17 protein-coding genes are annotated in these 21522 nt (G+C 66.9%); 7 read left to right on the top strand and 10 right to left on the bottom strand.

Annotated elements, in window-relative coordinates; genetic code table 11:
- Nucleotides 1-29: 29 nt before the first annotated feature.
- Nucleotides 30-2801, top strand: a complete 2772-nt coding sequence (gene prsT / locus DES41_RS02995; protein ID WP_114465790.1) for an XrtA/PEP-CTERM system TPR-repeat protein PrsT — start codon at nt 30-32, stop codon at nt 2799-2801.
- The gene (locus DES41_RS02990) at nt 2801-3586 is read left to right on the top strand and encodes a S1C family serine protease (RefSeq protein WP_114465789.1); all 786 of its coding nucleotides are present in this window, start codon (nt 2801-2803) and stop codon (nt 3584-3586) included. The genes prsT and DES41_RS02990 overlap by 1 nt, the downstream gene beginning before the upstream one ends.
- 18 nt (nt 3587-3604) lie before the next feature.
- On the opposite strand, the gene aspS is transcribed toward DES41_RS02990, so the two are convergent.
- The 10 genes from aspS to DES41_RS02940 form a co-directional block, all read right to left on the bottom strand.
- Nucleotides 3605-5407 carry an aspartate--tRNA ligase gene (gene aspS, locus DES41_RS02985; protein WP_114465788.1) on the bottom strand — a complete coding sequence of 601 codons (1803 nt, stop codon included), beginning with the start codon at nt 5405-5407 and terminating at the stop codon, nt 3605-3607.
- A gap of 74 nt (nt 5408-5481) precedes the next feature.
- A complete protein-coding gene (locus tag DES41_RS02980; protein ID WP_114465787.1) occupies nt 5482-6111 on the bottom strand; it encodes a DUF502 domain-containing protein in 630 nt (209 codons plus the stop codon).
- Nucleotides 6112-6121: 10 nt separating this feature from the next.
- Nucleotides 6122-6472 carry an FmdB family zinc ribbon protein gene (locus DES41_RS02975; RefSeq protein ID WP_114465786.1) on the bottom strand — a complete coding sequence of 117 codons (351 nt, stop codon included), beginning with the start codon at nt 6470-6472 and terminating at the stop codon, nt 6122-6124.
- 67 nt (nt 6473-6539) lie between these two features.
- Entirely contained in the window at nt 6540-7985 is a 1446-nt protein-coding gene (locus DES41_RS02970; protein WP_114465785.1) for a high affinity choline transporter 1, read from the bottom strand.
- Nucleotides 7986-8013: 28 nt separating this feature from the next.
- Nucleotides 8014-9585, bottom strand: a complete 1572-nt coding sequence (gene ubiB, locus DES41_RS02965) for a ubiquinone biosynthesis regulatory protein kinase UbiB (protein ID WP_114465784.1) — start codon at nt 9583-9585, stop codon at nt 8014-8016.
- A gap of 34 nt (nt 9586-9619) precedes the next feature.
- Nucleotides 9620-10165 carry a ubiquinone biosynthesis accessory factor UbiJ gene (locus DES41_RS02960; protein WP_114465783.1) on the bottom strand — a complete coding sequence of 182 codons (546 nt, stop codon included), beginning with the start codon at nt 10163-10165 and terminating at the stop codon, nt 9620-9622.
- Between the two features lie 48 nt (nt 10166-10213).
- Complete coding sequence (locus DES41_RS02955; RefSeq protein WP_114465782.1) at nt 10214-11224, bottom strand: Tim44 domain-containing protein; 1011 nt, start codon at nt 11222-11224, stop codon at nt 10214-10216.
- A gap of 39 nt (nt 11225-11263) precedes the next feature.
- Nucleotides 11264-11995 (bottom strand): bifunctional demethylmenaquinone methyltransferase/2-methoxy-6-polyprenyl-1,4-benzoquinol methylase UbiE, encoded by a 732-nt coding sequence (ubiE, locus tag DES41_RS02950; protein ID WP_114465781.1) that lies wholly within the window; start codon nt 11993-11995, stop codon nt 11264-11266.
- A gap of 110 nt (nt 11996-12105) precedes the next feature.
- Nucleotides 12106-12519, bottom strand: coding sequence for a gamma-butyrobetaine hydroxylase family protein (locus DES41_RS02945; RefSeq protein WP_114465780.1), 414 nt, complete (start codon nt 12517-12519; stop codon nt 12106-12108).
- Nucleotides 12520-12529: 10 nt separating this feature from the next.
- Entirely contained in the window at nt 12530-16381 is a 3852-nt protein-coding gene (locus tag DES41_RS02940; RefSeq protein ID WP_114465778.1) for a DUF3683 domain-containing protein, read from the bottom strand.
- Between the two features lie 188 nt (nt 16382-16569).
- Between DES41_RS02940 and ugpB the strand changes: the two genes are divergently transcribed.
- The 5 genes from ugpB to ugpQ all read left to right on the top strand — a co-directional run bounded on the left by ugpB (nt 16570) and on the right by ugpQ (nt 21501).
- Nucleotides 16570-17877, top strand: coding sequence for a sn-glycerol-3-phosphate ABC transporter substrate-binding protein UgpB (ugpB, locus tag DES41_RS02935; protein ID WP_114465776.1), 1308 nt, complete (start codon nt 16570-16572; stop codon nt 17875-17877).
- A 77-nt stretch (nt 17878-17954) separates the two neighbouring features.
- A complete protein-coding gene (ugpA, locus tag DES41_RS02930; protein WP_114465774.1) occupies nt 17955-18836 on the top strand; it encodes a sn-glycerol-3-phosphate ABC transporter permease UgpA in 882 nt (293 codons plus the stop codon).
- Between the two features lies 1 nt (nt 18837).
- Complete coding sequence (gene ugpE / locus DES41_RS02925; RefSeq protein WP_114465772.1) at nt 18838-19689, top strand: sn-glycerol-3-phosphate ABC transporter permease UgpE; 852 nt, start codon at nt 18838-18840, stop codon at nt 19687-19689.
- Between the two features lie 10 nt (nt 19690-19699).
- Nucleotides 19700-20761, top strand: coding sequence for a sn-glycerol-3-phosphate import ATP-binding protein UgpC (locus DES41_RS02920; protein WP_114465770.1), 1062 nt, complete (start codon nt 19700-19702; stop codon nt 20759-20761).
- Complete coding sequence (ugpQ, locus tag DES41_RS02915; protein ID WP_114465768.1) at nt 20758-21501, top strand: glycerophosphodiester phosphodiesterase; 744 nt, start codon at nt 20758-20760, stop codon at nt 21499-21501. The genes DES41_RS02920 and ugpQ overlap by 4 nt, the downstream gene beginning before the upstream one ends.
- Nucleotides 21502-21522: the final 21 nt, after the last annotated feature.

Here is a 21522-nt window from a genome sequence, read left to right as displayed (position 1 = left end):
CCCTCAAGACCATCTCAGAGAGCAGTCCCATGCCGCACCATAAAACTTCCTTTGCCACCATCGCCATGGCAGTGGCCCTCTTGCTTGCCGGCTGCGGCGACAGTCCCGAGGCCTTGCTGTCCTCTGCCAAGGACTACATGGCCAAGAACGACTACAAGGCGGCCACCATCCAGATCAAGAACGTGCTGCAGAAGCAGCCCGATTCGGGTGAGGCCCGCCGCCTGCTCGGTCTGGCGCTGCTGGCCGGTGGCGATGCGTCGGCTGCGGAGATCGAGCTGGTCAAGGCGCGCGACCTCAAGCAACCTGCCGACCAGGTCCTTCCGAAGCTGGCACAAGCGCTGTTGATGCAGGGCAAGAACAAGAAGGTCATCGAGGATTTCGCCGATACGCAGCTGTCGTCTCCCGACGCCATTTCCGAACTGCAGACCGCGCTGGCGAGCGCCTATTCGGCCGAACGCAATCAAGCCGCGTCGGCAAAGGCGCTGGAGAAGGCACTGGCCGCCGATCCACGGAACCAGGGCGCGCTGCTCTTGCAGGCCCGCAGCAAGCTGGCCGCACGCGACACCGAGGGGGCGATCGCGGTGCTGGACGGTGTGTTGCAGCGCAATGCCAAGAACGCGGATGCCTGGCGCGTCAAGGGCGACATCCAGCAGTATGTGCTTCGGGCGCCCGATGAGGCCGCAACGTCCTACCGCAAGTCCATCGAGGCCCAGCCCGGTGATGTGCGTGGCTACTTCGGCCTGATCGGCATGCTGACCAGGCAGGCCAAGCTGGACGATGCCGAAAAGGAAATGGCGACCCTGCGCAAGCTGGCACCCAAGCATCCCGAGGCGATCTACCTGGATGCGCAGCTGGCCTATGCGAAGAAGGACTTTCCCAAGGCCCGGCAGCTGGCTCAAGATCTGCTGCGCGCCGTTCCCACGAACGCCCGCGCACTGGAGCTTGCCGGCGGCATCGACCTGCAACGCAATGCGCTGGTCACGGCCGAGGAGTACCTCGCCAAGGCCGTGCAGGGCGATGGCTCCCTGGAGATGGCCCGCCGCTGGCTGGCCATGACCTACCTGCGCTCCGGCCAGGCCGCCAAGGCGCAGGCCACGCTGGCGCCAGTGGTCAACGACAGCACCAACGATGCGACGCTGCTGTCGCTGGCGGGCGAAATCCAGCTGATGAGCGGAGATGCCCGCAAGGCCGAGGAGTATTTCGCGCGCGCCAGCAAGCTCGATCCCAGCGACGGCCGCAAGCGCACGGCGCTGGCCATGACGCAGATGGCCAGCGGCAAGCTGGATGCGGGCCTGGAGCAACTGCAGGACATCGCGGCCACGGACAAGGGCACATCCGCCGACATGGCTCTGATCAGTACCCTGGTGCGCCGCAACGAGCTCGACAAGGCGCTGGCCGCGATCGACCGCCTGGAAAAAAAGACACCCAACGTTCCGCTGACCGGGCAGCTGCGCGCTGGCGTGTTGATGGCCAAGAACGATCTGGCCGGCGCGCGCAAGAGCTACGAAGCTTCCCTGGCGATCAACCCCAACTTCTTTCCTTCCGTGGCCGGGCTGGCCGTGCTGGACCTGGCCGACAAGAAGCCTGAGCAGGCGCGCAAGCGCTTCGAGGATTTGCTCGCGCGCGAGCCGAAGAACTCGCGCGCCATGCTGGCACTCGCCGAGGCCTATGCCCGCCAGCCGGGCGACAACACCAAGCAGATCGGAGACCTGCTCGCCCGCGCGGTGCAGGCCGATCCGGCGGAGGTGGCGCCGCGCGTGATGCTGGTGGACCACCTGCTGCGCCAGCAGGACACGAAGCAGGCGGTGTCTGTCGCCCAGGCTGGCGTGGCCGCACTGCCGGACAACGCGGCCATGCTCGACGCGGCGGGCCGCGCCCAGATGGCGGCCGGCGACACGAACCAGGGCCTCACGACACTGGCACGCGTCGTGTCGCTGCAGCCCCAGTCCACGGTGCCGCTGGTGCGCCTGGCCGATGCCCAGATGGTGAGCAAGGACGCGGCGGCCGCCGAGCAGACGCTGCGCAAGGCGCTCGACTTGCAACCCAACCTCATCGAGGCGCAACGGCGGATCATTTCATTGCGCAACGAGCAAGGGCGCATGGCCGATGCAGTCGCGCTCGCGCGCACGGTCCAGAAGCAGCGCCCCACCGAGCCCATCGGTTTCCTGCTGGAAGGCGATGCGCGAATGGCCGGCAACGATCCTGCCAGCGCGCTCACGGCCTACCAGGCCGGGCTCAAGGTCGCTGCGGCGCCTGAGCTGATGGTGCGCGTGCTGGGCAACCTGCGCAGCACCGGCCGCACTGCCGAGGCCGATCGCCAGGCCACTTCCTGGCGCCAGAGCCAGCCCAGGGACATGGTGGTTCCCATGTTCCTGGCCGAGACGGCGATGTCTGACAAGCGGATGGCAGATGCCGAAAGGCTGTACCTGGACGTGGTCAAGGCACAGCCCAACAACGCCGTGGCATACAACAACCTCGCCTGGGTGTCGTCCGAGCTCAAGCGCGACGGCGCCATGGCGTATGCCGAAAAGGCCAACGAACTGGCGCCCGACCAGCCGGCCTTCATCGACACCCTGGCGATGCTGTTGGCCGAGAAGCAGGACTACAAGAAGGCCATTGAGCTGCAGACCAAGGCGATGAGCCTGCAGGCCAACAACCTGCTGTTCAAGCTCAACATGGCCAAGATCTACGCCAAGGCCGGGCAGAAGACCGAAGCGCGCCAGCTGCTGGATGAACTCACCAAGCAGGGCGACAAGTTCGCCGGTCAGGCCGAGGTCGAGAAGCTGCGCGCCACGCTCTGATGGCCAGCACGCGCCGCCGTTGGCTCGCTGGCTGCGCGGCGGCAGCCTGGTGCCTGGCAGCCGCGCCCGCGCGGGCGCAGTTCGTCGAACTGATCGAGAAGACCAAGCCCTCGATCCTGATCGTTGGCACCTACAAGGCCACCAACAGCCCGCGCTTCAACCTGCGCGGAACAGGCTTTGTGGTGGGCGACGGCAATTTGGCGATCACCAATGCCCATGTCTTGCCCGCGCCTGGCGAGCCTTCGGACGGCTCCGATCTGGTGGTTCAGGTGCGGCTGGGGCGCGAACTGCAGATGCGCACGGTCAGCGTGCTGGAGATCGACCGTTTACGGGACCTGGCCCTGCTGCGTTTTTCGGGTGATCCGGCACCGGCGCTGGCCCTGGGCGACTCCGACGCGGTGAAGGAGGGTCAAGCGATCGCCTATACCGGCTTTCCGATCGGCGGTGCGCTGGGCTTCTCGCCGGTGACGCACCGCGGCATGGTGTCTTCGATCACGCCCATCGTGCTGCCGTCTGCCAACGGGCAAAGCCTGTCGGCTCGCTCGATTCGCAATGTGCGGGACGGCAGCTTCGACATCTTCCAGCTCGATGGCACGGCCTACCCGGGCAACAGCGGCGGGCCGGTGTTCGATCCCGCCACCGGCGCCGTCATCGCCGTGATCAACATGGTCTACGTGCGGGGCACGCGCGAAAGCGCGCTCTCGCAGCCGTCGGGCATCACCTACGCGATTCCGAGCAACTTCATCGTGCCGCTGCTGCAGCGCCACCAGGGCCAGCCGCGCTGACCCTGGCGCTGCGCTGCCTCAGGCGGCAGCGGCGGAGTTGCGCAGGCGGATGTGCAGTTCGCGCAGCTGTTTCTCGTCCACAGGGGCCGGTGCCTGGGTCAGCAGGTCCTGCGCGCGCTGCGTCTTGGGGAAGGCGATCACGTCGCGGATCGACTCGGCACCCGTCATCAGGGTGACGATGCGGTCCAGGCCGAAGGCCAGGCCGCCGTGCGGCGGGGCGCCGTACTGCAGCGCGTCCAGCAGGAAGCCAAACTTCTGCTGCGCTTCCTCGGCGCTGATCTTCAGCGCGTCGAAGACCTTCTGCTGCACATCGGCGCGGTGGATGCGGACCGAGCCACCACCCATCTCCCAGCCATTGAGCACCATGTCGTAGCCCTTGGAGATGCACTTCTCCGGCGCAGTGACCATCCAGTCCTCATGTCCGTCCTTGGGCGCCGTGAACGGGTGGTGCACGGCGGTGTAGCGCTGCGCTTCCTCGTCGAACTCGAACATCGGGAAATCCACCACCCACAGCGGGGCCCAGCGGCTCTCGAACAGGCCGCTCTTCTTGCCGAACTCGCTGTGACCGATCTTGATGCGCAACGCGCCGATGGCGTCGTTGACGACCTTTTCCTTGTCGGCACCGAAGAACAGCAGGTCGCCGTCCTGCGCGCCGGTGCGGGTCAGCACCTCCTGCAAGGCCTTGTCGTGGATGTTCTTCACGATGGGCGACTGCAGGCCCTCGCGGCCCTTGGCCAGTTCATTGACCTTGATGTAGGCCAGGCCCTTGGCGCCATAGATCTTGACGAACTCGGTGTAGCCGTCGATCTCGCCGCGCGACAGGCCCGTGCCTTCCTTGGCGCCGCCCGGCACGCGCAGGGCGACCACACGGCCGCCCTTGGCGTTGGCCGCCGCCGAGAAGACCTTGAAATCCACGTCGCCCATGACGTCCGTCAGTTCGGTGAACTCCAGATTCACGCGCAGGTCGGGCTTGTCCGAGCCGAAACGGCGCGCGGCCTCCTGGTAGGTCATGACCGGGAACTCGCCCAGGTCCACGCCCAGCGTGTTCTTGAACACCGTCACGATCATGTCCTGGAACATGGCGCGGATGTCCTCTTCCGTCAGGAACGAGGTCTCGATGTCGATCTGGGTGAACTCGGGCTGGCGGTCGGCGCGCAGGTCCTCGTCACGGAAACACTTGGTGATCTGGTAGTAGCGGTCGTAGCCGGCCACCATCAGCAGCTGCTTGAACAGCTGCGGCGACTGGGGCAGTGCGAAGAAATGGCCATCGTGCACGCGGCTGGGCACGAGGTAGTCGCGCGCGCCTTCGGGCGTGGACTTGCCCAGCATGGGCGTCTCGATGTCGATGAAGCCCTTGGCGTCCAGGAACTTGCGCACCTCCATGGCCACGCGGTAGCGCAGCATGAGGTTCTTCTGCATGTAGGGGCGGCGCAGGTCCAGCACGCGGTGCGTGAGGCGCGTGGTCTCGCTGAGGTTCTCGTCGTCGAGCTGGAATGGCGGCGTGACGGAGGGGTTCAGCACCGTCAGTTCCTGGCACAGGATCTCGATCTTGCCGCTCTGGATCGTGTCGTTGGTGGTGCCAGCGGGCCGGGCACGCACCAGTCCCTTGATCTGGATGCAGAACTCGTTGCGCAGGTCTTCTGCGGTGGCGAACATCTCGGGACGGTCCGGGTCGCAGACCACCTGCACATAGCCTTCGCGGTCGCGCAGGTCCACGAAGATCACGCCGCCATGGTCGCGGCGGCGGTTGACCCAACCGCACAGGGTCACGGTCTGGCCCATCAGCGCTTCGCTGACGAGGCCGCAGTAGGTGGTACGCATTTGAGATTCCATATCCAGCTCGGGAGTCTTGGCGCCTGTGCCGGCGCCGGTGGAGAGAAGCGCTGGCAGCAGGCTCAGCGCAAGGTCGGATTCGGGTTGGGCGGCATCATGGGCGCCACCACCCCCATCGAAACAATGTATTTGAGCGCCTCGTCGACGCTCATGCGCAACTCGACGCAATCGCTGGCCTTGACCAGCACGAAGTAGCCGCCGGTCGGGTTCGGCGTGGTCGGCACGTAGACGCTCAGGTAGTCCTGCGGCGGCAGGTGGTTGGCCGTGTCGCCGCGCGGCGTGCCGGTGACGAAGGCGATGGTCCACATGCCGGCGTGCGGCCATTGCACGAGCACCGCGGTGCGGAAAGCGTTGCCGTTCTCGGAGAACACCGTGTCCGAGACCTGCTTCACGCCCGAGTAGATCGAACGCACGATCGGAATGCGGTGCAGCAACTGGTTCCACCAGTCGACCAGCTTGCGGCCCAGGAAGTTGCTGGCGACGGCGCCGACCGACAGCAGGATCGCCAGCGCCAGCAGCACGCCGAAACCGGGCACGTGAAAGCCGAGCAGGCGGTCCGGATGCCATGCGGAAGGCAGGATCAACAGCGTCTGGTCGAGCGTGCTGATGACCCACTCGAGCACCCATGCGGTGATCACCGCGGGCACCACGACGAGCAGGCCTGTGGCCAGCCATTTGCGCAAGGCATTCATCGGTGGGCGCTCAGGTGCTGCCGGTCGACGAGGGGGACGGGGCGGCAGGGCTGGCGGCGGCGGGTGCGGCGGCAGGAGCGGGCGCCGGCGCGGGGCTGGCCGCTGCATCGCTGGCGGGCGCCGGTGCCGCTGCGCTCTCGTCGGGCTTGCCTGCAGGCGCGCTGGCGGGGGCGCTGCCGTTGTTGCGGAAGTCCGTCACGTACCAGCCCGAGCCCTTGAGCTGGAATCCGGCTGCCGTCACCTGCTTGCGGAACGCGTCGGCGCCGCATTGCGGACACTGGGTCAGCGGTGCATCGGAGATCTTTTGCAGAACATCCTTGGCATGGCCGCAGGACTCGCAACGGTAGGCGTAGATTGGCATGGCGTGGGCGGACGGTTGGGCTCAAAAAAACCCTCGATTATAGGCCGCGGCCCGCCCGCGGCATGCGTCATGCGCTGCGCACCAGCGGGTGGTGGCCGGCGTGCCGGTTGGCGATCCACTGCGGCGCCAGCGAGCCGACCACCATGCCGGCCATGGATGCCAACACGCCGGCCAGTTGCGCCGGGAACACTTCAGCCCATGGCATGTACATGACGGCCAGCCAGGTGCCGATGCCGGCGATGACGGCCGCGATGGCGCCCTGGGTGCTGGCGCGCTTCCAGTACAGGCCGAACACCAGCGGAACGAAGGCGCCGACCAAGGGCACCTGGTAGGCGCCGGACACGAGTTCGTAGATCGAGGTGCCTTCCATCGCGATGGAGTAGGCCAGCACGCAGGCGCTGAAGACCAGCACCGTGATGCGCATGGTCAGCAGTTCCTGGCGATCGCTGGTGCGCGGCACGAACTGCCGCCAGATGTTCTCGGTGAACGTGACCGAAGGCGCCAGCAGCGTGGCCGAGGCGGTCGACTTGATGGCCGACAGCAGCGCGCCGAAGAACAGCACCTGCATCACGAACGGCATCTTCTCCATGACCAGCGTGGGCAGGATCTTCTGCGGGTCGTCGGCCAGCAGCGCCTGGGTCTGCTCGGGCATGATGATCAGCGCGCTGGCCACCAGGAACATGGGCACGAAGGCGAACAGGATGTACAGCGTGCCACCGATCACGGGGCCCTTGGTCGCGGCCGAGACGCTGTGGGCCGACATCACGCGCTGGAACACGTCCTGCTGCGGGATCGATCCCAGCATCATGGTGATCGCGGCGGCAAAGAAGAACAGCATGTCGTGCAGACTGGGCTCGGGCCAGAACTTGAACAGGTCGCGGCTCACGGCCAGGTCGATCACCTTGTCGGCGCCGCCGGCCATCTGACCGGCGAACACCGCCAGGATGGCCAGCCCGGCCACCAGGATGATCATCTGCACGAAGTCCGTCACGGCCACCGACCACATGCCGCCGAACAGCGTGTAGGCCAGGATGGAGACCACGCCGATCACCATCCCCATGGACACGCTGATGGCACCGCCCGATAGCAGGTGGAACACCAGACCCAGGGCCGTGACCTGGGCCGAGACCCAGCCCAGGTAGCTCAGCATGATGATCAGCGAGCAGCCCACCTCGACCACGCGTCCGTAGCGCTCGCGGTAGTAGTCGCTGATGGTCAGCAGGTCCATCTTGTAGAGCTTGGCGGCGAAGAACACGCCCACCAGGATCAGGCAGAAGCCGGCGCCGAACGGGTCTTCGACCACGCCATTGAGCCCACCCTGGACGAACTTGGCCGGGATGCCCATCACGGTCTCCGAGCCGAACCAGGTGGCGAACGTGGTCGTCACGATCATGATGAGCGGCAGGTTCTTGCCGGCGACTGCGAAGTCGGCCGTGGTCTTCACCCTGCGGGCGGCCCACAGGCCCACTGCAATGGTGGCGAGAAGGTAGACGAACACCAGTGTCAGCAACACGATCCCAGTTCTCCCGTCAAGTCGTTGTTCAGAACAGCTGCACGCGCACCCACAGCTGCATGGCCAGCAGGCCCAAAGCAAAACCGATGCCGCCGTAGATGATGGCCTGCAGCAGCCGGTTGGTGCGGCGCTGCTCGGCCAGCAGTTGCAGCAGCTGGCGGTCGTGCGCGGGCGCGTGGCCGCCGCGGCGCAGGTAGTCGACCAAGAGGCGCGGCATCTCGGGCAGCAGCTTGGCGTAGCGCGGCGCCTCGTCGCGCAGCTGGCGCAGCAGGGCTTGCGGGCCGATCTGCTGCATCATCCATTTCTCCAGGAAGGGCTTGGCGGTGGCCCACAGATCCAGGTCGGGATCGAGTTCGCGTCCGAGGCCCTCGATGTTCAGCAGCGTCTTCTGCAGCAGCACCAGCTGGGGCTGGATCTCCACATGGAAGCGGCGCGAAGTCTGGAACAGCCGCATCAGCACCATGCCCAGCGAGATCTCCTTGAGCGGACGGTCGAAGTAGGGCTCGCAGACGGCGCGAATGGCGGCCTCGAGCTCGTCGACGCGTGTGTTGGCCGGCACCCAGCCCGATTCGATGTGCAGCTCGGCCACGCGCTTGTAGTCGCGCCGAAAGAAGGCCGTGAAGTTCTGTGCCAGGTACTCCTTGTCGAACTCGGTCAGCGTACCGACGATGCCGAAGTCCAGCGAGATGTAGCGCCCGAACGTGGCCGGCGCCAGGCTCACCTGGATGTTGCCGGGATGCATGTCGGCGTGGAAGAAGCCGTCGCGGAACACCTGCGTGAAGAAGATGGTGACGCCGTCGCGTGCCAGTCGGTGCATGTCGACGCCGGCCTCGCGCAACCGTGCGGTCTGGCCAATGGGCACGCCGTTCATGCGCTCCATGACGATCACGTCCGGCGCACAGTAGTCCCAGAACATCTCGGGAATCAGCACCAGGTCCAGGTCGGCCATGTTGCGGCGCAACTGGGCTGCGCTGGAGGCCTCGCGCAGCAGGTCAAGTTCGTCGTGCAGGTACTTGTCGAACTCGCCCACCACCTCCAGCGGCTTGAGCCGCTTGGCTTCGTTGGATGCACGCTGCACCCAGCTGGCCAGCATGCGCATCAGCCCCAGGTCGTTCTCGATGGTGGCCAGCATGCCGGGGCGCAGCACCTTGACGGCCACCTCGCGCTGCTCGCCCTTGCGTGTGCGCAGCACGGCAAAGTGCACCTGCGCGATGGAAGCGCTGGCGATCGGCGTGCGGTCGAACTGGATGAAGACCTCGTCGAGCGGCTTGCGGAACGCGCGCTCGATGGTCTGCACCGCGATCTCGGAAGGAAAGGGCGGCACGCGGTCCTGCAGCCGGGCGAGCTCGTCGGCGATGTCGGGCGGCAGCAGGTCGCGCCGCGTGGACAGCACCTGTCCGAACTTCACGAACAGCGGGCCCAGTTTTTCCAGCGCCTCGCGCAGGCGCTGGCCGCGCGGCGCGCTCAGGTCGCGCCCGACCGAGAGCACGCGCGTGAGCCCGCGCAGCCAGGGCTGGCGGAAACTGGAGAGCACCAGCTCGTCTAGGCCGTAGCGCAGCGCGATCCAGGAGATGTAGGCGCCGCGGGCGAGCTGCCTCACGGTGCGGCCTTCCTGCCGGCCGTCGTGTCGACGCTCATGCCGGGTTCTTGCCGCGCGCGCCGCTGGCCAGTGCCACGAACTTCTTCAGCGCCGCGGACGCAGCCCGGCCGACCTGGCCCAGCGTGTGGGCCGGTGCGTCACCGATCACGCGCGACAGGTCTTCCTCGATGTCCCAGCGCACGTGCTCGATGAGCCAGTTCACGTCGGCGGCCAGCTGCACATCGCCCTCGATGCGGATGCCGGGCTTGTCTCCGCGCAGCAGCGTCTGCGCCAGCGCGGCCGGGGATTCCTCGGTCACGGTCAGTGTCAGGTCGGCCGGTGTCAGCGCGTCGGCCAGGTCCAGCAGGCCGGCGGGCGTGGCCTTGAGGTGCAGCGTGAAGTGGCGCCACTGGAAGCGCACGGCGCGGCCCTGGTGGCGCACCAGGCGGTCCATGGCCTGCGCTTCCTGCATCAGCACGTGGTTCAGCAACAGCACCAGGCGCCGGTGGAATTCCTCCACGGCCCAGGTGGGCGGCTGCAGCGAGCTGCCGACGCGGTCGAGCAGATTGCCCAGAAAAGAAAAAGGGGACGATGTGGCCATGTCCCCGATTATTTCCGCGTTTGCGCCGCATTCCGCGGCGCATTGGCTTTATTGCAGTGCCTGAACACCGGCCACCAGCCAGCCGGCATGGCCGCTCTTGGGCTTGGTCATGTTCCAGACTTCGCGGAACGGGCTCGGGCCGGCCGAAGGCTCCTCGCGGATCATGCCGGAGAACTCCACGCTCGCCATGTAGTCTTCGCCCGTGTCCTCGATGCCCAGCAGCTTGGCATCCAGCATCACGACTTCGGTGGTGTTGGACTGGCCGCCGGTGTGGGCTTCGCGTTCCTTCAGCTGCGCCTGGATCTCGCCCAGCATGGTGTCGGTCATCATGGCGCGCAGCGAAGAGATGTCGGCACGGTCCCAGGCCGATTGCAGCGTCACGAAGTTGCGCTTGGCGGCAACCAGGAAGCCATCGGTATCGAAGTCGGCCGGAATGCCCCAGGTCTGCGAGCCCGACAGGCCCGAGCCGATCACCACGCCCGTGCCGCCGGCACCGGTTGCGCCGCTGGCATCGAACGCAGTCGCGTTGCGCTCCCAGGGGCGGGCCGAGGCGTCGTTGCCGACGTTCTCGGGCCGGTAGCTGCGCGGCGTCAGCGGCTCCTGCGGGGAGGCGGGGCCTGCGCCCTGGAAAGCGAACGGGCTGCGGTTGGCCTGCTGCGGCTGGGCGCCGCGGCGTGCGCGCATCACCGCCCCGATGACCACCATGGCCACCAGCACCAGCAAAGCGATCAGCATGAACTGGCCGAAGGCTTCGCCCAGTCCCAGCGACGAGGCCAGCCAGGCCAGGCCCAGGCCGGCGGCCAGGCCGCCCAGCATGGCGCCCCAGGGGCGCTTGGGCGCTGCAGCAGCCGCGTTGGGGGCTGCGGCGGTCTTGCCCGGCACGGCGTTGTTGGCCGACTGTGCAGGCGCGGCCGGTGCCTGCGGCGTGGCTTCGCGCTGCGTCACGTTGTTCGACTGCTTGCCGAAGGATTTCCCACCGCCCATGCGGCGCTGTGCGTCAGCGTCGGTACCCAGCGTCAATATCATTGCGCCGGCCAAAATCACGGTCCAGAACTTCATCGAGGTCTCCTCGTCGTCTTCAAATCAAAGAAAAGCGGTTCAGCACTTGATGCCCACGTGCAGGGCCACCATGCCACCGGTCATGTTGTGATAGTCCACGTGGCCGAATCCCTGCGCCTGCATGAGGCCTTTGAGGGCCTGCTGGTCGGGGTGCATGCGGATCGATTCGGCCAGGTAGCGGTAGCTCGCATCGTCGCCGGCAACCATCTTGCCGACCTGCGGCAGCACCTTGAAGGAATACCAGTCGTAGGCCTTCTCGAGCGGCTTGGCCACCTTGGAGAACTCCAGCACCAGGAGCTTGCCGCGCGGCTTGAGCACGCGGCACATCTCGGCGATGGCCTTGTCCTTGTGCGTCATGTTGCGCAGGCCGAAGGCCACGCTGACGAGGTCGAAACTCTCATCGGCGAAGGGCAGGGCCTCGGCGTCGCAGACCATGCTGGGCACCACCACGCCTTCGTCCAGCAGGCGGTCGCGCCCGGTGCGCAGCATGGCCTCGTTGATGTCGGTGTGCACCACCAGCCCGGTGCGGCCCGCGCTCTTGGCGAAGCTGCGCGTGAGGTCGCCGGTGCCGGCCGCGATGTCCAGCACATGCTGGCCTTCGCGCACATTGGCCACCAGCGTGGTGTAGCGTTTCCAGACGCGGTGCAGCCCGGCGGACATGAGGTCGTTCATGAGGTCGTACTTGGGTGCGACCGAATCGAACACCTCCCGCACGCGGCTGGCCTTTTCCGTCTCGTCGACGGACTGGAAACCGAAATGGGTGGATGACATGCGACGAATCCTAGGACACAAGAGGTGTGCAGGGACTCACATCCCTGCACCAGATCGGGGATTGTGTGGCGGTTTGCGCCACAGTGGAGGGGCGCAGGCGCGCGGGGCCGTCAGTGGCTGGCGCAGCCGTGGCCCGCCGGCGGAGCCATCGGTGCGTCGCGGTCGACGCCGGCCTCGGCGAGGCGGCGCGTGTAGTCGGCCCACAGCTGTTGTTCTTCCTTGCCCAGGAAGTACAGGTATTCCCAGGTGAAGATGCCCGAGCTGTGGCCGTCCGAGAACCCGGGCTGCACGGCGTAGTTGCCGACGGGCTCCAGCCCCAGCAGCGTGACATCGCGCTTGCCGGTCTGCAGCACCTCCTGGCCAGGCCCGTGGCCCTGGACTTCGGCCGAGGGCGAGTACACGCGCATCAGCTCGAACGGGATGCGAAACCGCGCCCCGTCGGAGAACGCGATCTCCAGCACGCGCGACTGGCCGTGCACGGTGATGTCTTCGGGCTGTGGGGTGGTGGGGGTCAGGCCGGCCATGGGAACTTTCTCAGACGAGCACGCGCTCGATGCCGCCGCGGTTGGCGTCGGCGACGTAGGTCTGCATCCAGTCCTCGCCGAGGATCTTGCGCGCCATCTCGACAACGATGTAGTCGGCCTCGAGCAGGCCGCTCTGCAGGTCGTTCTGGTAGCGCGACAGCCCTTGCAGGCAGCTCGGGCAGCTGGTCAGGATCTTGAGGTCGCCCTGCACGCCCTGGGCGCGCAGCGCGGTCTCGCTCTTGCGCAGTTCCTCTTCCTTGCGGAAGCGGATCTGCGTGGAGATGTCCGGCCGGGTCACGCCCAGCGTGCCGGATTCACCGCAGCAGCGCTCGCTCTTGGTCACGCCATCGCCGAGCAGCGCCTTGACGGTCTTCATGGGCTCCTGCTGCTTCATGGGCGTGTGGCAGGGGTCGTGGTACAGGTAGGCCCCGCCTTCGCCCAACGTGATGCCCTTCTCCAGCAGGAACTCGTGGATGTCGATGATGCGGCAGCCCGGGAAGATCTTGTCGAACTGGTAGCCCTGCAGCTGGTCGTAGCAGGTGCCGCAGCTGACCACCACCGTCTTGATGTCCAGGTAGTTCAGCGTGTTGGCCACGCGGTGGAACAGCACCCGGTTGTCGGTGATGATCTTCTCGGCCTTGTCGAACTGGCCCGAGCCGCGCTGCGGATAGCCGCAGCACAGGTAGCCCGGCGGCAGCACGGTCTGTACGCCGGCGTGCCAGAGCATGGCCTGCGTGGCCAGGCCCACCTGGCTGAACAGCCGCTCCGAGCCGCAGCCGGGGAAATAGAACACCGCCTCCGAATCCGTGCTCGTGGCCTGCGGATTGCGGATGATGGGCACGTAGTCCTTGTCTTCGATGTCCAGCAGCGCACGCGCGCTGCGCTTGGGCAGCCCGCTCGGCATCTTCTTGTTCACGAAGTGGACCACCTGCTCCTTGATGGGAGCGGGCCCCACCGTGGCTGGCGGCGCGGCGGTCTGCTTCTTCGACAGGCCACGCAGCAGGTCACTGGCCAGGCGCTGGGCCTTGAAGCCGACATCGACCATGGCCGTGCGCATGAACTTGATGGTCTGCGGGTTGGTCGCGTTGAGCATCAGCATCGCGGCCGCGTTGCCGGGGCGGAAGCTCTTCTTGCCCATCTTGCGCAACAGGTTGCGCATGTTCATGGTCACGTCGCCGAAGTCGATCTTGACCGGGCAGGGCGTCAGGCACTTGTGGCAGACCGTGCAGTGGTCGGCCACGTCCTCGAACTCGGCCCAGTGCTTGATCGACACGCCGCGGCGCGTCTGCTCCTCGTACAGGAAGGCCTCAATCAGCAGCGAGGTGGCCAGGATCTTGTTGCGCGGGCTGTAGAGCAGGTTGGCGCGCGGCACGTGCGTGGCGCAGACCGGCTTGCACTTGCCGCAGCGCAGGCAGTCCTTCATGCTGTCGGCAATCGCCCCGATGTCGCTCTGCTGCAGGATCAGCGACTCATGCCCCATCAGCCCGAAGCTCGGGGTGTAGGCATTCGTCAGGTCGGCGTGCAGCGCGCTGTCGCGCAGCAGCTTGCCCTTGTTGAAGCGGCCCTCGGGGTCGACGCGGCGCTTGTAGTCGGCGAAGGGCGCGACCTCGTCCTCGGTCAGGAACTCCAGCTTGGTGATGCCGATGCCGTGCTCGCCCGAGATCACGCCGTCGAGCGAACGCGCCAGCACCATGATGCGGGCCACGGCCTCGTGCGCGGTCTGCAGCATCTCGTAGTTGTCGCTGTTGACCGGCAAATTGGTGTGCACGTTGCCGTCGCCGGCGTGCATGTGCAGCGCAACCCAGACGCGGCCCTTCAGCACGCGCTGGTGGATGGTGTCGCACTCGGCCAGCAGCGGGCGGAAGGCCGCACCCGGAAACAGGGTCTGCAGCGGCGCGCGGATCTGCGTCTTCCAGCTCGCGCGCAGGCGGTGGTCCTGCAGCTCAGGGAACAGTGCATCCACGTCGTGCAGCCAGCCCTGCCACTGCATGCGCACCTCGCGCAGCAGCGCCAGCGCCTGGGCCACGCGGTCTTCCAGCAGCTCGGCCGAGGCGATCTCGGAGGCATCGTCCTCCTTGCCCAGCGGCAGCTTGCCGGCGCCGAAGAACTCGATCAGCGCATCCACCAGCGCCAGCTTGTTGCGCAGCGAGAGCTCGATGTTGATGCGCTCGATGCCGTCGGTGTACTCGGCCATGCGCGGCAGCGGGATCACCACGTCTTCGTTGATCTTGAAGGCGTTGGTGTGGCGGCTGATGGCCGCCGTGCGCTTGCGGTCCAGCCAGAACTTCTTGCGCGCCTCGGGGCTGATGGCGATGAAGCCCTCGCCGCTGCGCGAGTTGGCGATGCGCACCACCTCGGAGGTGACACGCGCCACGGCGTCGGCGTCGTCGCCCGCGATGTCGCCGAACAGCACCATCTTGGGCAGGCCCGCGCCATGGCTCTTGGACTTGGTCGCGTAGCCCACGGCCTTCAGGTACCGGTCGTCCAGGTGCTCCAGGCCGGCCAGCAGCACGCCCGAGCGCTTCTGCTCGGCGAACATGAAGTCCTTGATCTCGACGATGCTGGGCACGGCGTCCTTGGCGTTGCCGAAGAACTCCAGGCAGACCGTGCGCGTGTGCGCCGGCATGCGGTGCACGATCCAGCGCGCGCTGGTGATCAGGCCATCGCAGCCTTCCTTCTGGATGCCCGGCAGGCCCGACAGGAACTTGTCCGTCACGTCCTTGCCCAGGCCCTCCTTGCGGAAAGTGCGGCCCGGAATGTCCAGGCGCTCGCTGCGCACCGGCGTCTTGCCGTCGGCCTCGAAGTACTCCAGTTGGAAGCTGGCCACTTCCACGTCGTGGATCTTGCCCAGGTTGTGGTTCAGCCGCGTGACTTCCAGCCACTGCGCCTGCGGTGTGACCATGCGCCAGGATGCGAGATTGTCCAGCGCCGTGCCCCACAGCACGGCCTTCTTGCCGCCCGCGTTCATGGCCACGTTGCCGCCGACGCAGGAGGCCTCGGCCGAGGTCGGGTCGACCGCGAACACATAGCCGCTGCGCTCGGCCGCATCGGCCACGCGCTGGGTGACGACGCCGGCGCCGGTCCAGATGGTGGCCACTGGCTGTTCCAGGCCGGGCAATGCGACGAGCTCGACCTCGGTCATGGCCTCGAGCTTCTCGGTGTTGATGACCGCGCTGTTCCAAGTCAGCGGGATCGCGCCGCCCGTGTAGCCGGTGCCGCCGCCACGCGGGATGATGGTCAGGCCCAGCTCGATGCACGCGGCGACCATGCCGGCCATCTCGGCCTCGGTGTCGGGCGTCAGCACCACGAAGGGGTATTCGACGCGCCAGTCGGTCGCGTCCGTCACATGGGACACGCGCGACATGCCGTCGAACTTGATGTTGTCCTTGGCCGTGAGCTTTTGCAGCGTGCGGCGCGCGCGCCGGCGCAGCGTGGCGACCTCTGCGAAGTCGGCGTCGAAGCGGGCCACGGCCTGGCGCGCGGCCTCCAGCAGCTCGCCGACCAGCGCATCGCGGGCCGGGTCGGCCTGCGGCGTGCGGCGTTCCTCGGCAGCGGCCAGCCGGTGCTGCAGCGCCTGCACCAGCAAGGCACGGCGTTTGGGGTTGTCCAGCAGGTCGTCCTGCAGGTAGGGGTTGCGCTGCACCACCCAGATGTCGCCCAACACCTCGTACAGCATGCGGGCGGAGCGGCCCGTGCGGCGTTCGGCACGCAGGGTCTGCACCAGCTCCCAGGCGCGCGCACCGAGCAGCCGCACGACGATCTCGCGGTCGGAGAACGAGGTGTAGTTGTAGGGAATCTCGCGCAGGCGCTGCGTCTCTTCTGCCGGCGCCAGAAGCTGGTTCAGGGTATTCGGGGCATTCATCGGGGGAGGGGCGTGGCTGACCGCCGGCCCTGCGCAGGCGGGGCTGGATGTTACCGCAGCGCAACAATCAGCGCCGCCATCCGCGCGGACCATGGAAAGCCCGCATGGGCGCATGACAGTCACTGCGCTTAAATCGTTCTGTCACATGGCGCAGCTAGGCTGCCGCCTTCCTTCAATTCGGAGCATTCATGAAGAAGACCTTTGCCCTGGCGGCACTGGCCGCCGCCGCGTTCGCGCTGCCGGCCCACGCACAGACCGAAATCCAGTGGTGGCATGCCATGAGCGGCCCCTTGGGCGAGTGGGTCAACGACCTGGCCAAGCAGTTCAACGCAAGCCAGAGCGAGTACAAGGTCGTGCCCACCTACAAGGGCCAGTACGACGAGACGCTGACGGCCGGGGTCGCCGCCTTCCGCGCCGGCAATGCGCCGCACATCCTGCAGGTGTTCGAAGTCGGCACCGCGACCATGATGGCCTCCAAGGGCGTGATCAAGCCGGTCGGCGAGATCATGAAGGATTCGGGCGCCAAGTTCGACCAGGCCGCCTACATCTCCGCCGTCGCCGGCTACTACACGGCGCCGAACGGCCAGATGCTGAGCTTCCCGTTCAACAGCTCCACGACCATCTTTTACTACAACAAGGACGCCTTCAAGGCGGCCGGCCTGGACCCGAACAAGGCGCCGACGACCTGGCCCGAGGTCGTCGCCGCGGCCGCCAAGCTCAAGGCCAGCGGCCACAAGTGCCCGTTCACGACCAGCTGGGTCAGCTGGACGCAGCTGGAAAGCTTCTCGGCGTGGCACAACACGCTGTACGCCACGCTCAACAACGGCTTCGGCGGCACGGCCACGCGCCTGGCCTTCAATTCGCCGCTGCACGTGCGCCACTTCGAGAACCTGGCCAACATGTCGCAGCAGGGCCTGTTCGTCTACAAGGGCCGCAACAACACCCCCGACGCCTCCTTCCCCTCGGGCGAGTGCGCGATGATGACCGGCTCCTCCGGCCTGTACGCCCGCGTGGCCAAGGACGCCAAGTTCGCCTACGGCATCGGTGCGCTGCCCTACTACCCGGACGTGGCCGGCGCGCCGCAGAACACCGTGATCGGCGGCGCCAGCCTGTGGGCCATCGGTGGCAAGAAGCCGGCCGAGTACAAGGGTGTGGCCGCGTTCTTCAGCTTCCTGTCCAACGCCGACGTGCAGTCCGCCAGCCACAAGCGCACGGGCTACCTGCCGGTCACCATGGCCGCCTATGAGTTGACCGAGAAATCGGGCTTCTACAAGCAGAACCCCGGCACCGACGTGGCCGTCACGCAGATGATCCGCAAGACCACCGACAAGTCGCGCGGCATCCGCCTCGGCAACTTCCTGCAGATCCGCACCATCGTGGACGAGGAAGCCGAACAGATCTGGAGCGGCAAGCAAAGCGCCAAGCAGGCGCTGGACAACGCCGTCAAGCGCGGCAACGAGCAACTCGAGCGCTTCCAGAAGGCCAACAAGGGCTGAGCCCTCCGGTAGGTACACTCGCCCGCCGCGGCGCCAGGGAGCGCGCCGCGGTAACCCCGGCCGAGGACGATCACAACATGGAAAAACGCGTGCTGTTCCGCTCGGCATGGCTGCCCTGGCTGCTGGTCGCGCCGCAGATGGCAGTCGTGCTGGTGTTCTTCTTCTGGCCGGCCAGCCAGGCCATCGTGCAGTCGCTGCAGAGCGAGGACGCCTTCGGCACCTCGACCACCTGGGTCGGGCTCGACAACTTCGTCGCGCTGTTCGAGGACGAGGCCTATCTGGAGTCGTTCAAGGTCACGGCGGTGTTCTCGGCGCTCGTGGCCGGCATCGGCATCGCCGTCTCGCTGGTGCTGGCGGTGTTCGCCGACCGCATCCTGCGCGGCTCTCTGGTCTACAAGACCTTCCTGATCATTCCCTACGCCGTCGCACCCGCCGTCGCGGGCGTGCTCTGGGTGTTCATGTTCTCGCCCAGCATCGGCATCGTGGCCTACGGGTTGCGCGGGCTGGGCTACGACTGGAACCACCTGCTCAATTCCGGCCACGCGCTCACGCTGATCGTTGTCGCTGCCATCTGGAAGCAGATCTCCTACAACTTCCTGTTCTTCCTGGCGGGACTGCAGTCCATCCCGAAGGCGCTGATCGAGGCCGCCGCCATCGACGGCGCCGGCCCGGCGCGCCGCTTCCTCTCCATCCAGCTGCCGCTGCTGTCGCCCACCACGTTCTTCCTGCTCGTCATCAACGTGGTCTACGCCTTCTTCGACACCTTCGCCATCGTGCACGCGACCACCGAGGGCGGGCCCGGCCGAGACACCTCCATCCTGGTCTACAAGGTCTGGCACGACGGCTTCAAAGCGCTCGACCTGGGCGGCTCGGCGGCGCAGTCGGTGGTGCTGATGGCCATCGTCGTGGTGCTGACCGTCATCCAGTTCCGCTACGTCGAGAAGAAGGTCAACTACTGACATGGTCGAACGCCGCCCCCTGCTGACGCTGCTGTCCCACCTGGTGCTGGTGCTGGGCATCCTGATCGTCGCCTTCCCGATCTACCTGGCCTTCGTGGCCTCCACGCACACGCGCGACGAGATCGTGCAGGTGCCCATGCCGATCACGCCCGGCAGCCACATGGTGGAGAACTACAAGGCGGCCCTCACGGGCACCGGTTCCACCCAGGGTTCGGCGGCGCCGGTCGGCCGCATGATGTGGGTGAGCCTGGTCACGGCGCTGGTCATCAGCCTCGGAAAGATCGCGATCTCGCTGCTGTCGGCCTTCGCCATCGTCTACTTCCGCTTCCCGTTCAAGAAGCTCGTCTTCTGGATGATCTTCATCACGCTGATGCTGCCGGTGGAGGTGCGCATCCTGCCCACCTACAAGGTCCTGTCGGACCTGAGCATGCTGAACACCTATGCCGGTCTCACGGTGCCGCTCATCGCCTCGGCCACGGCGACCTTCCTGTTCCGCCAGTTCTTCCTGACCGTGCCCGACGAACTCGTGGAGGCCGCGCGCATCGATGGCGCCGGGCCCATGCGCTTCTTCAAGGATGTGCTGGTGCCGCTGTCGCAGACCTCCATCGCGGCGCTGTTCGTGATCCAGTTCATCTACGGCTGGAACCAGTACCTGTGGCCGCTGCTGGCCACGACCACCGAAGACATGTACCCCATCGTCATCGGCATCAAGCGAATGATCGCCAGCGGCGATTCCGCCACCGACTGGAACATCATCATGGCCACCGCCATCCTGGCCATGCTGCCGCCGGCGCTGGTCGTGGTGCTGATGCAGAAGTGGTTCGTCAAGGGCCTGGTCGACACCGAGAAGTAAGCAAGCACACATGGCCTCCATTTCCATCCGCAAGCTCATCAAGCGCTATGGCCACGGCGCCAAGGCGCTGCAGGTCATCCACGGCGTCGACGCCGAGATCCACGACGGCGAGTTCGTCGTCATCGTCGGGCCCTCGGGCTGCGGCAAGTCCACACTGCTGCGCATGGTGGCGGGCCTGGAAGAGGTCAGCGAGGGCGAGATCGCCATCGGCGCGCGCGTGGTCAACGATGTGGAACCGGCCGAGCGCGACATCGCGATGGTGTTCCAGAACTATGCGCTGTACCCGCACATGACGAACTTCGAGAACATGGCCTATGGCCTGAAGATCGCCAAGGTGCCCAAGGACGAGATCCGCCAGCGCGTGGACAAGGCAGCCAAGATCCTGGAGCTGTCGCATCTCTTGGACCGCAAGCCGCGCCAGCTGTCGGGCGGCCAGCGCCAGCGCGTGGCCATGGGCCGTGCCATCGTGCGCCAGCCGCAGGTCTTTCTGTTCGACGAGCCGCTCTCCAACCTGGACGCCAAGCTGCGCGCCCAGACGCGGCTGGAGATCCAGAAGCTGCACAACGAGCTCGGCATCACCTCGCTGTTCGTCACGCACGACCAGGTCGAGGCCATGACGCTGGCGCAGCGCATGATGGTCATGAATGCCGGCCGCATGGAGCAGTTCGGCACGCCCGAGGAGGTCTACCACCGGCCCGCCACGACCTTCGTGGCCAGCTTCATCGGCTCGCCCCCCATGAACCTCATCGAAGGCCGGGCGGAAGGCGCGCGCTTCGTCGTCGGCGAGCAGCGCCTGGCCTTGCCGCTGGCGGCGCCGCGCGACGGCGCGCTGGTGCTGGGCCTGCGGCCCGAACATGCCGAGTTGCGCGCCGATGGCGCCTGGCAGCTGGTCGTCGAAGCGGTCGAGATGCTGGGAGCCGAGCGCCTGGTCTATGGCCGCGTCGGCCAGAGCCTGTTCACCGTGCGGCAGGACGCGATGCTGGAGGCGCCGCGCATCGGCGACACCGTGGCCATCGGCGTGCCCGCCGCGCAGTTGCACTGGTTCGACGCCGAAACCCGGCAGCGGCTGTGAGCACCGCGCCCTGGCCTTACCCCGCCTGGGTGGCCCACCGCGGCGCCGGCAAGCTGGCGCCGGAGAACACGCTGGCCGCTTTCCGCCTGGGTGCCGCGCACGGGTACCGCATGTTCGAATGCGATGTGAAGCTCAGCGCCGACGGCGTGCCCTTCCTGCTGCACGACGCCACGCTGGAACGCACCACCAACGGCCAGGGCACCGCCGGCGACAAGCCCTGGGACGAACTCTCTCGGCTGAACGCTGGCCGCTGGCATTCCCGCGCCTATGCGGGCGAACCACTGGCCACGCTGGCCGGCGTCGCCCGCTTTTGCCAGGCCAACGGCCTGCTGCTCAACATCGAGATCAAGCCCACGCCGGGCGCCGAGGCGGCCACGGGCGCCGCGGTGGCCGAAGCGGCAGCGGCACTGTGGGCTGACCAGCCGGTGCCACCGCTGCTCACTTCATTCCAATTGGAGGCCCTGGCGGCCGCCCATGCGGCCCAGCCGGCGCTGCCGCGCGGCCTGCTGCTGGACGAGCTGCCGCCCGGGTGGGAGCAGGCGGCGCAACGCCTGGCCTGCCAGGTGCTGGTCTGCCGGCACAGCCTGTGGACGACCGGCCGGGTGCAGCAGGCACGGGCCCTGGGGCTGCGGATGGCGAGCTACACCGTCAACGACGAAGCCGAGGCGCAACGCTTGCGCGCGCTTGGCGAGCACACCGTCATCACAGACCGCGTCGATCTGTTCGCGCCATTGCGCTAAAGCACAGGCGTACATGTAACG

This window comes from Pseudorhodoferax soli, assembly GCF_003337555.1.
Taxonomy (GTDB): Bacteria; Pseudomonadota; Gammaproteobacteria; order Burkholderiales; family Burkholderiaceae_C; genus Pseudorhodoferax; species Pseudorhodoferax soli.
This window is presented reverse-complemented; position numbering and strand designations above follow the sequence as displayed.

Coding starts and splice junctions, on each gene's coding strand:
- DES41_RS02955 (WP_114465782.1), bottom strand. CDS start 11,224: ATGAAGTTCTGGACCGTGATTTTGGCCGGCGCAATGATATTGACGCTG.
- DES41_RS02960 (WP_114465783.1), bottom strand. CDS start 10,165: ATGGCCACATCGTCCCCTTTTTCTTTTCTGGGCAATCTGCTCGACCGC.
- prsT (WP_114465790.1), top strand. CDS start 30: ATGCCGCACCATAAAACTTCCTTTGCCACCATCGCCATGGCAGTGGCC.
- DES41_RS02945 (WP_114465780.1), bottom strand. CDS start 12,519: ATGGCCGGCCTGACCCCCACCACCCCACAGCCCGAAGACATCACCGTG.
- DES41_RS02940 (WP_114465778.1), bottom strand. CDS start 16,381: ATGAATGCCCCGAATACCCTGAACCAGCTTCTGGCGCCGGCAGAAGAG.
- ugpA (WP_114465774.1), top strand. CDS start 17,955: ATGGAAAAACGCGTGCTGTTCCGCTCGGCATGGCTGCCCTGGCTGCTG.
- ugpB (WP_114465776.1), top strand. CDS start 16,570: ATGAAGAAGACCTTTGCCCTGGCGGCACTGGCCGCCGCCGCGTTCGCG.
- ugpE (WP_114465772.1), top strand. CDS start 18,838: ATGGTCGAACGCCGCCCCCTGCTGACGCTGCTGTCCCACCTGGTGCTG.
- DES41_RS02990 (WP_114465789.1), top strand. CDS start 2,801: ATGGCCAGCACGCGCCGCCGTTGGCTCGCTGGCTGCGCGGCGGCAGCC.
- DES41_RS02920 (WP_114465770.1), top strand. CDS start 19,700: ATGGCCTCCATTTCCATCCGCAAGCTCATCAAGCGCTATGGCCACGGC.
- DES41_RS02980 (WP_114465787.1), bottom strand. CDS start 6,111: ATGAATGCCTTGCGCAAATGGCTGGCCACAGGCCTGCTCGTCGTGGTG.
- ubiE (WP_114465781.1), bottom strand. CDS start 11,995: ATGTCATCCACCCATTTCGGTTTCCAGTCCGTCGACGAGACGGAAAAG.
- aspS (WP_114465788.1), bottom strand. CDS start 5,407: ATGCGTACCACCTACTGCGGCCTCGTCAGCGAAGCGCTGATGGGCCAG.
- DES41_RS02975 (WP_114465786.1), bottom strand. CDS start 6,472: ATGCCAATCTACGCCTACCGTTGCGAGTCCTGCGGCCATGCCAAGGAT.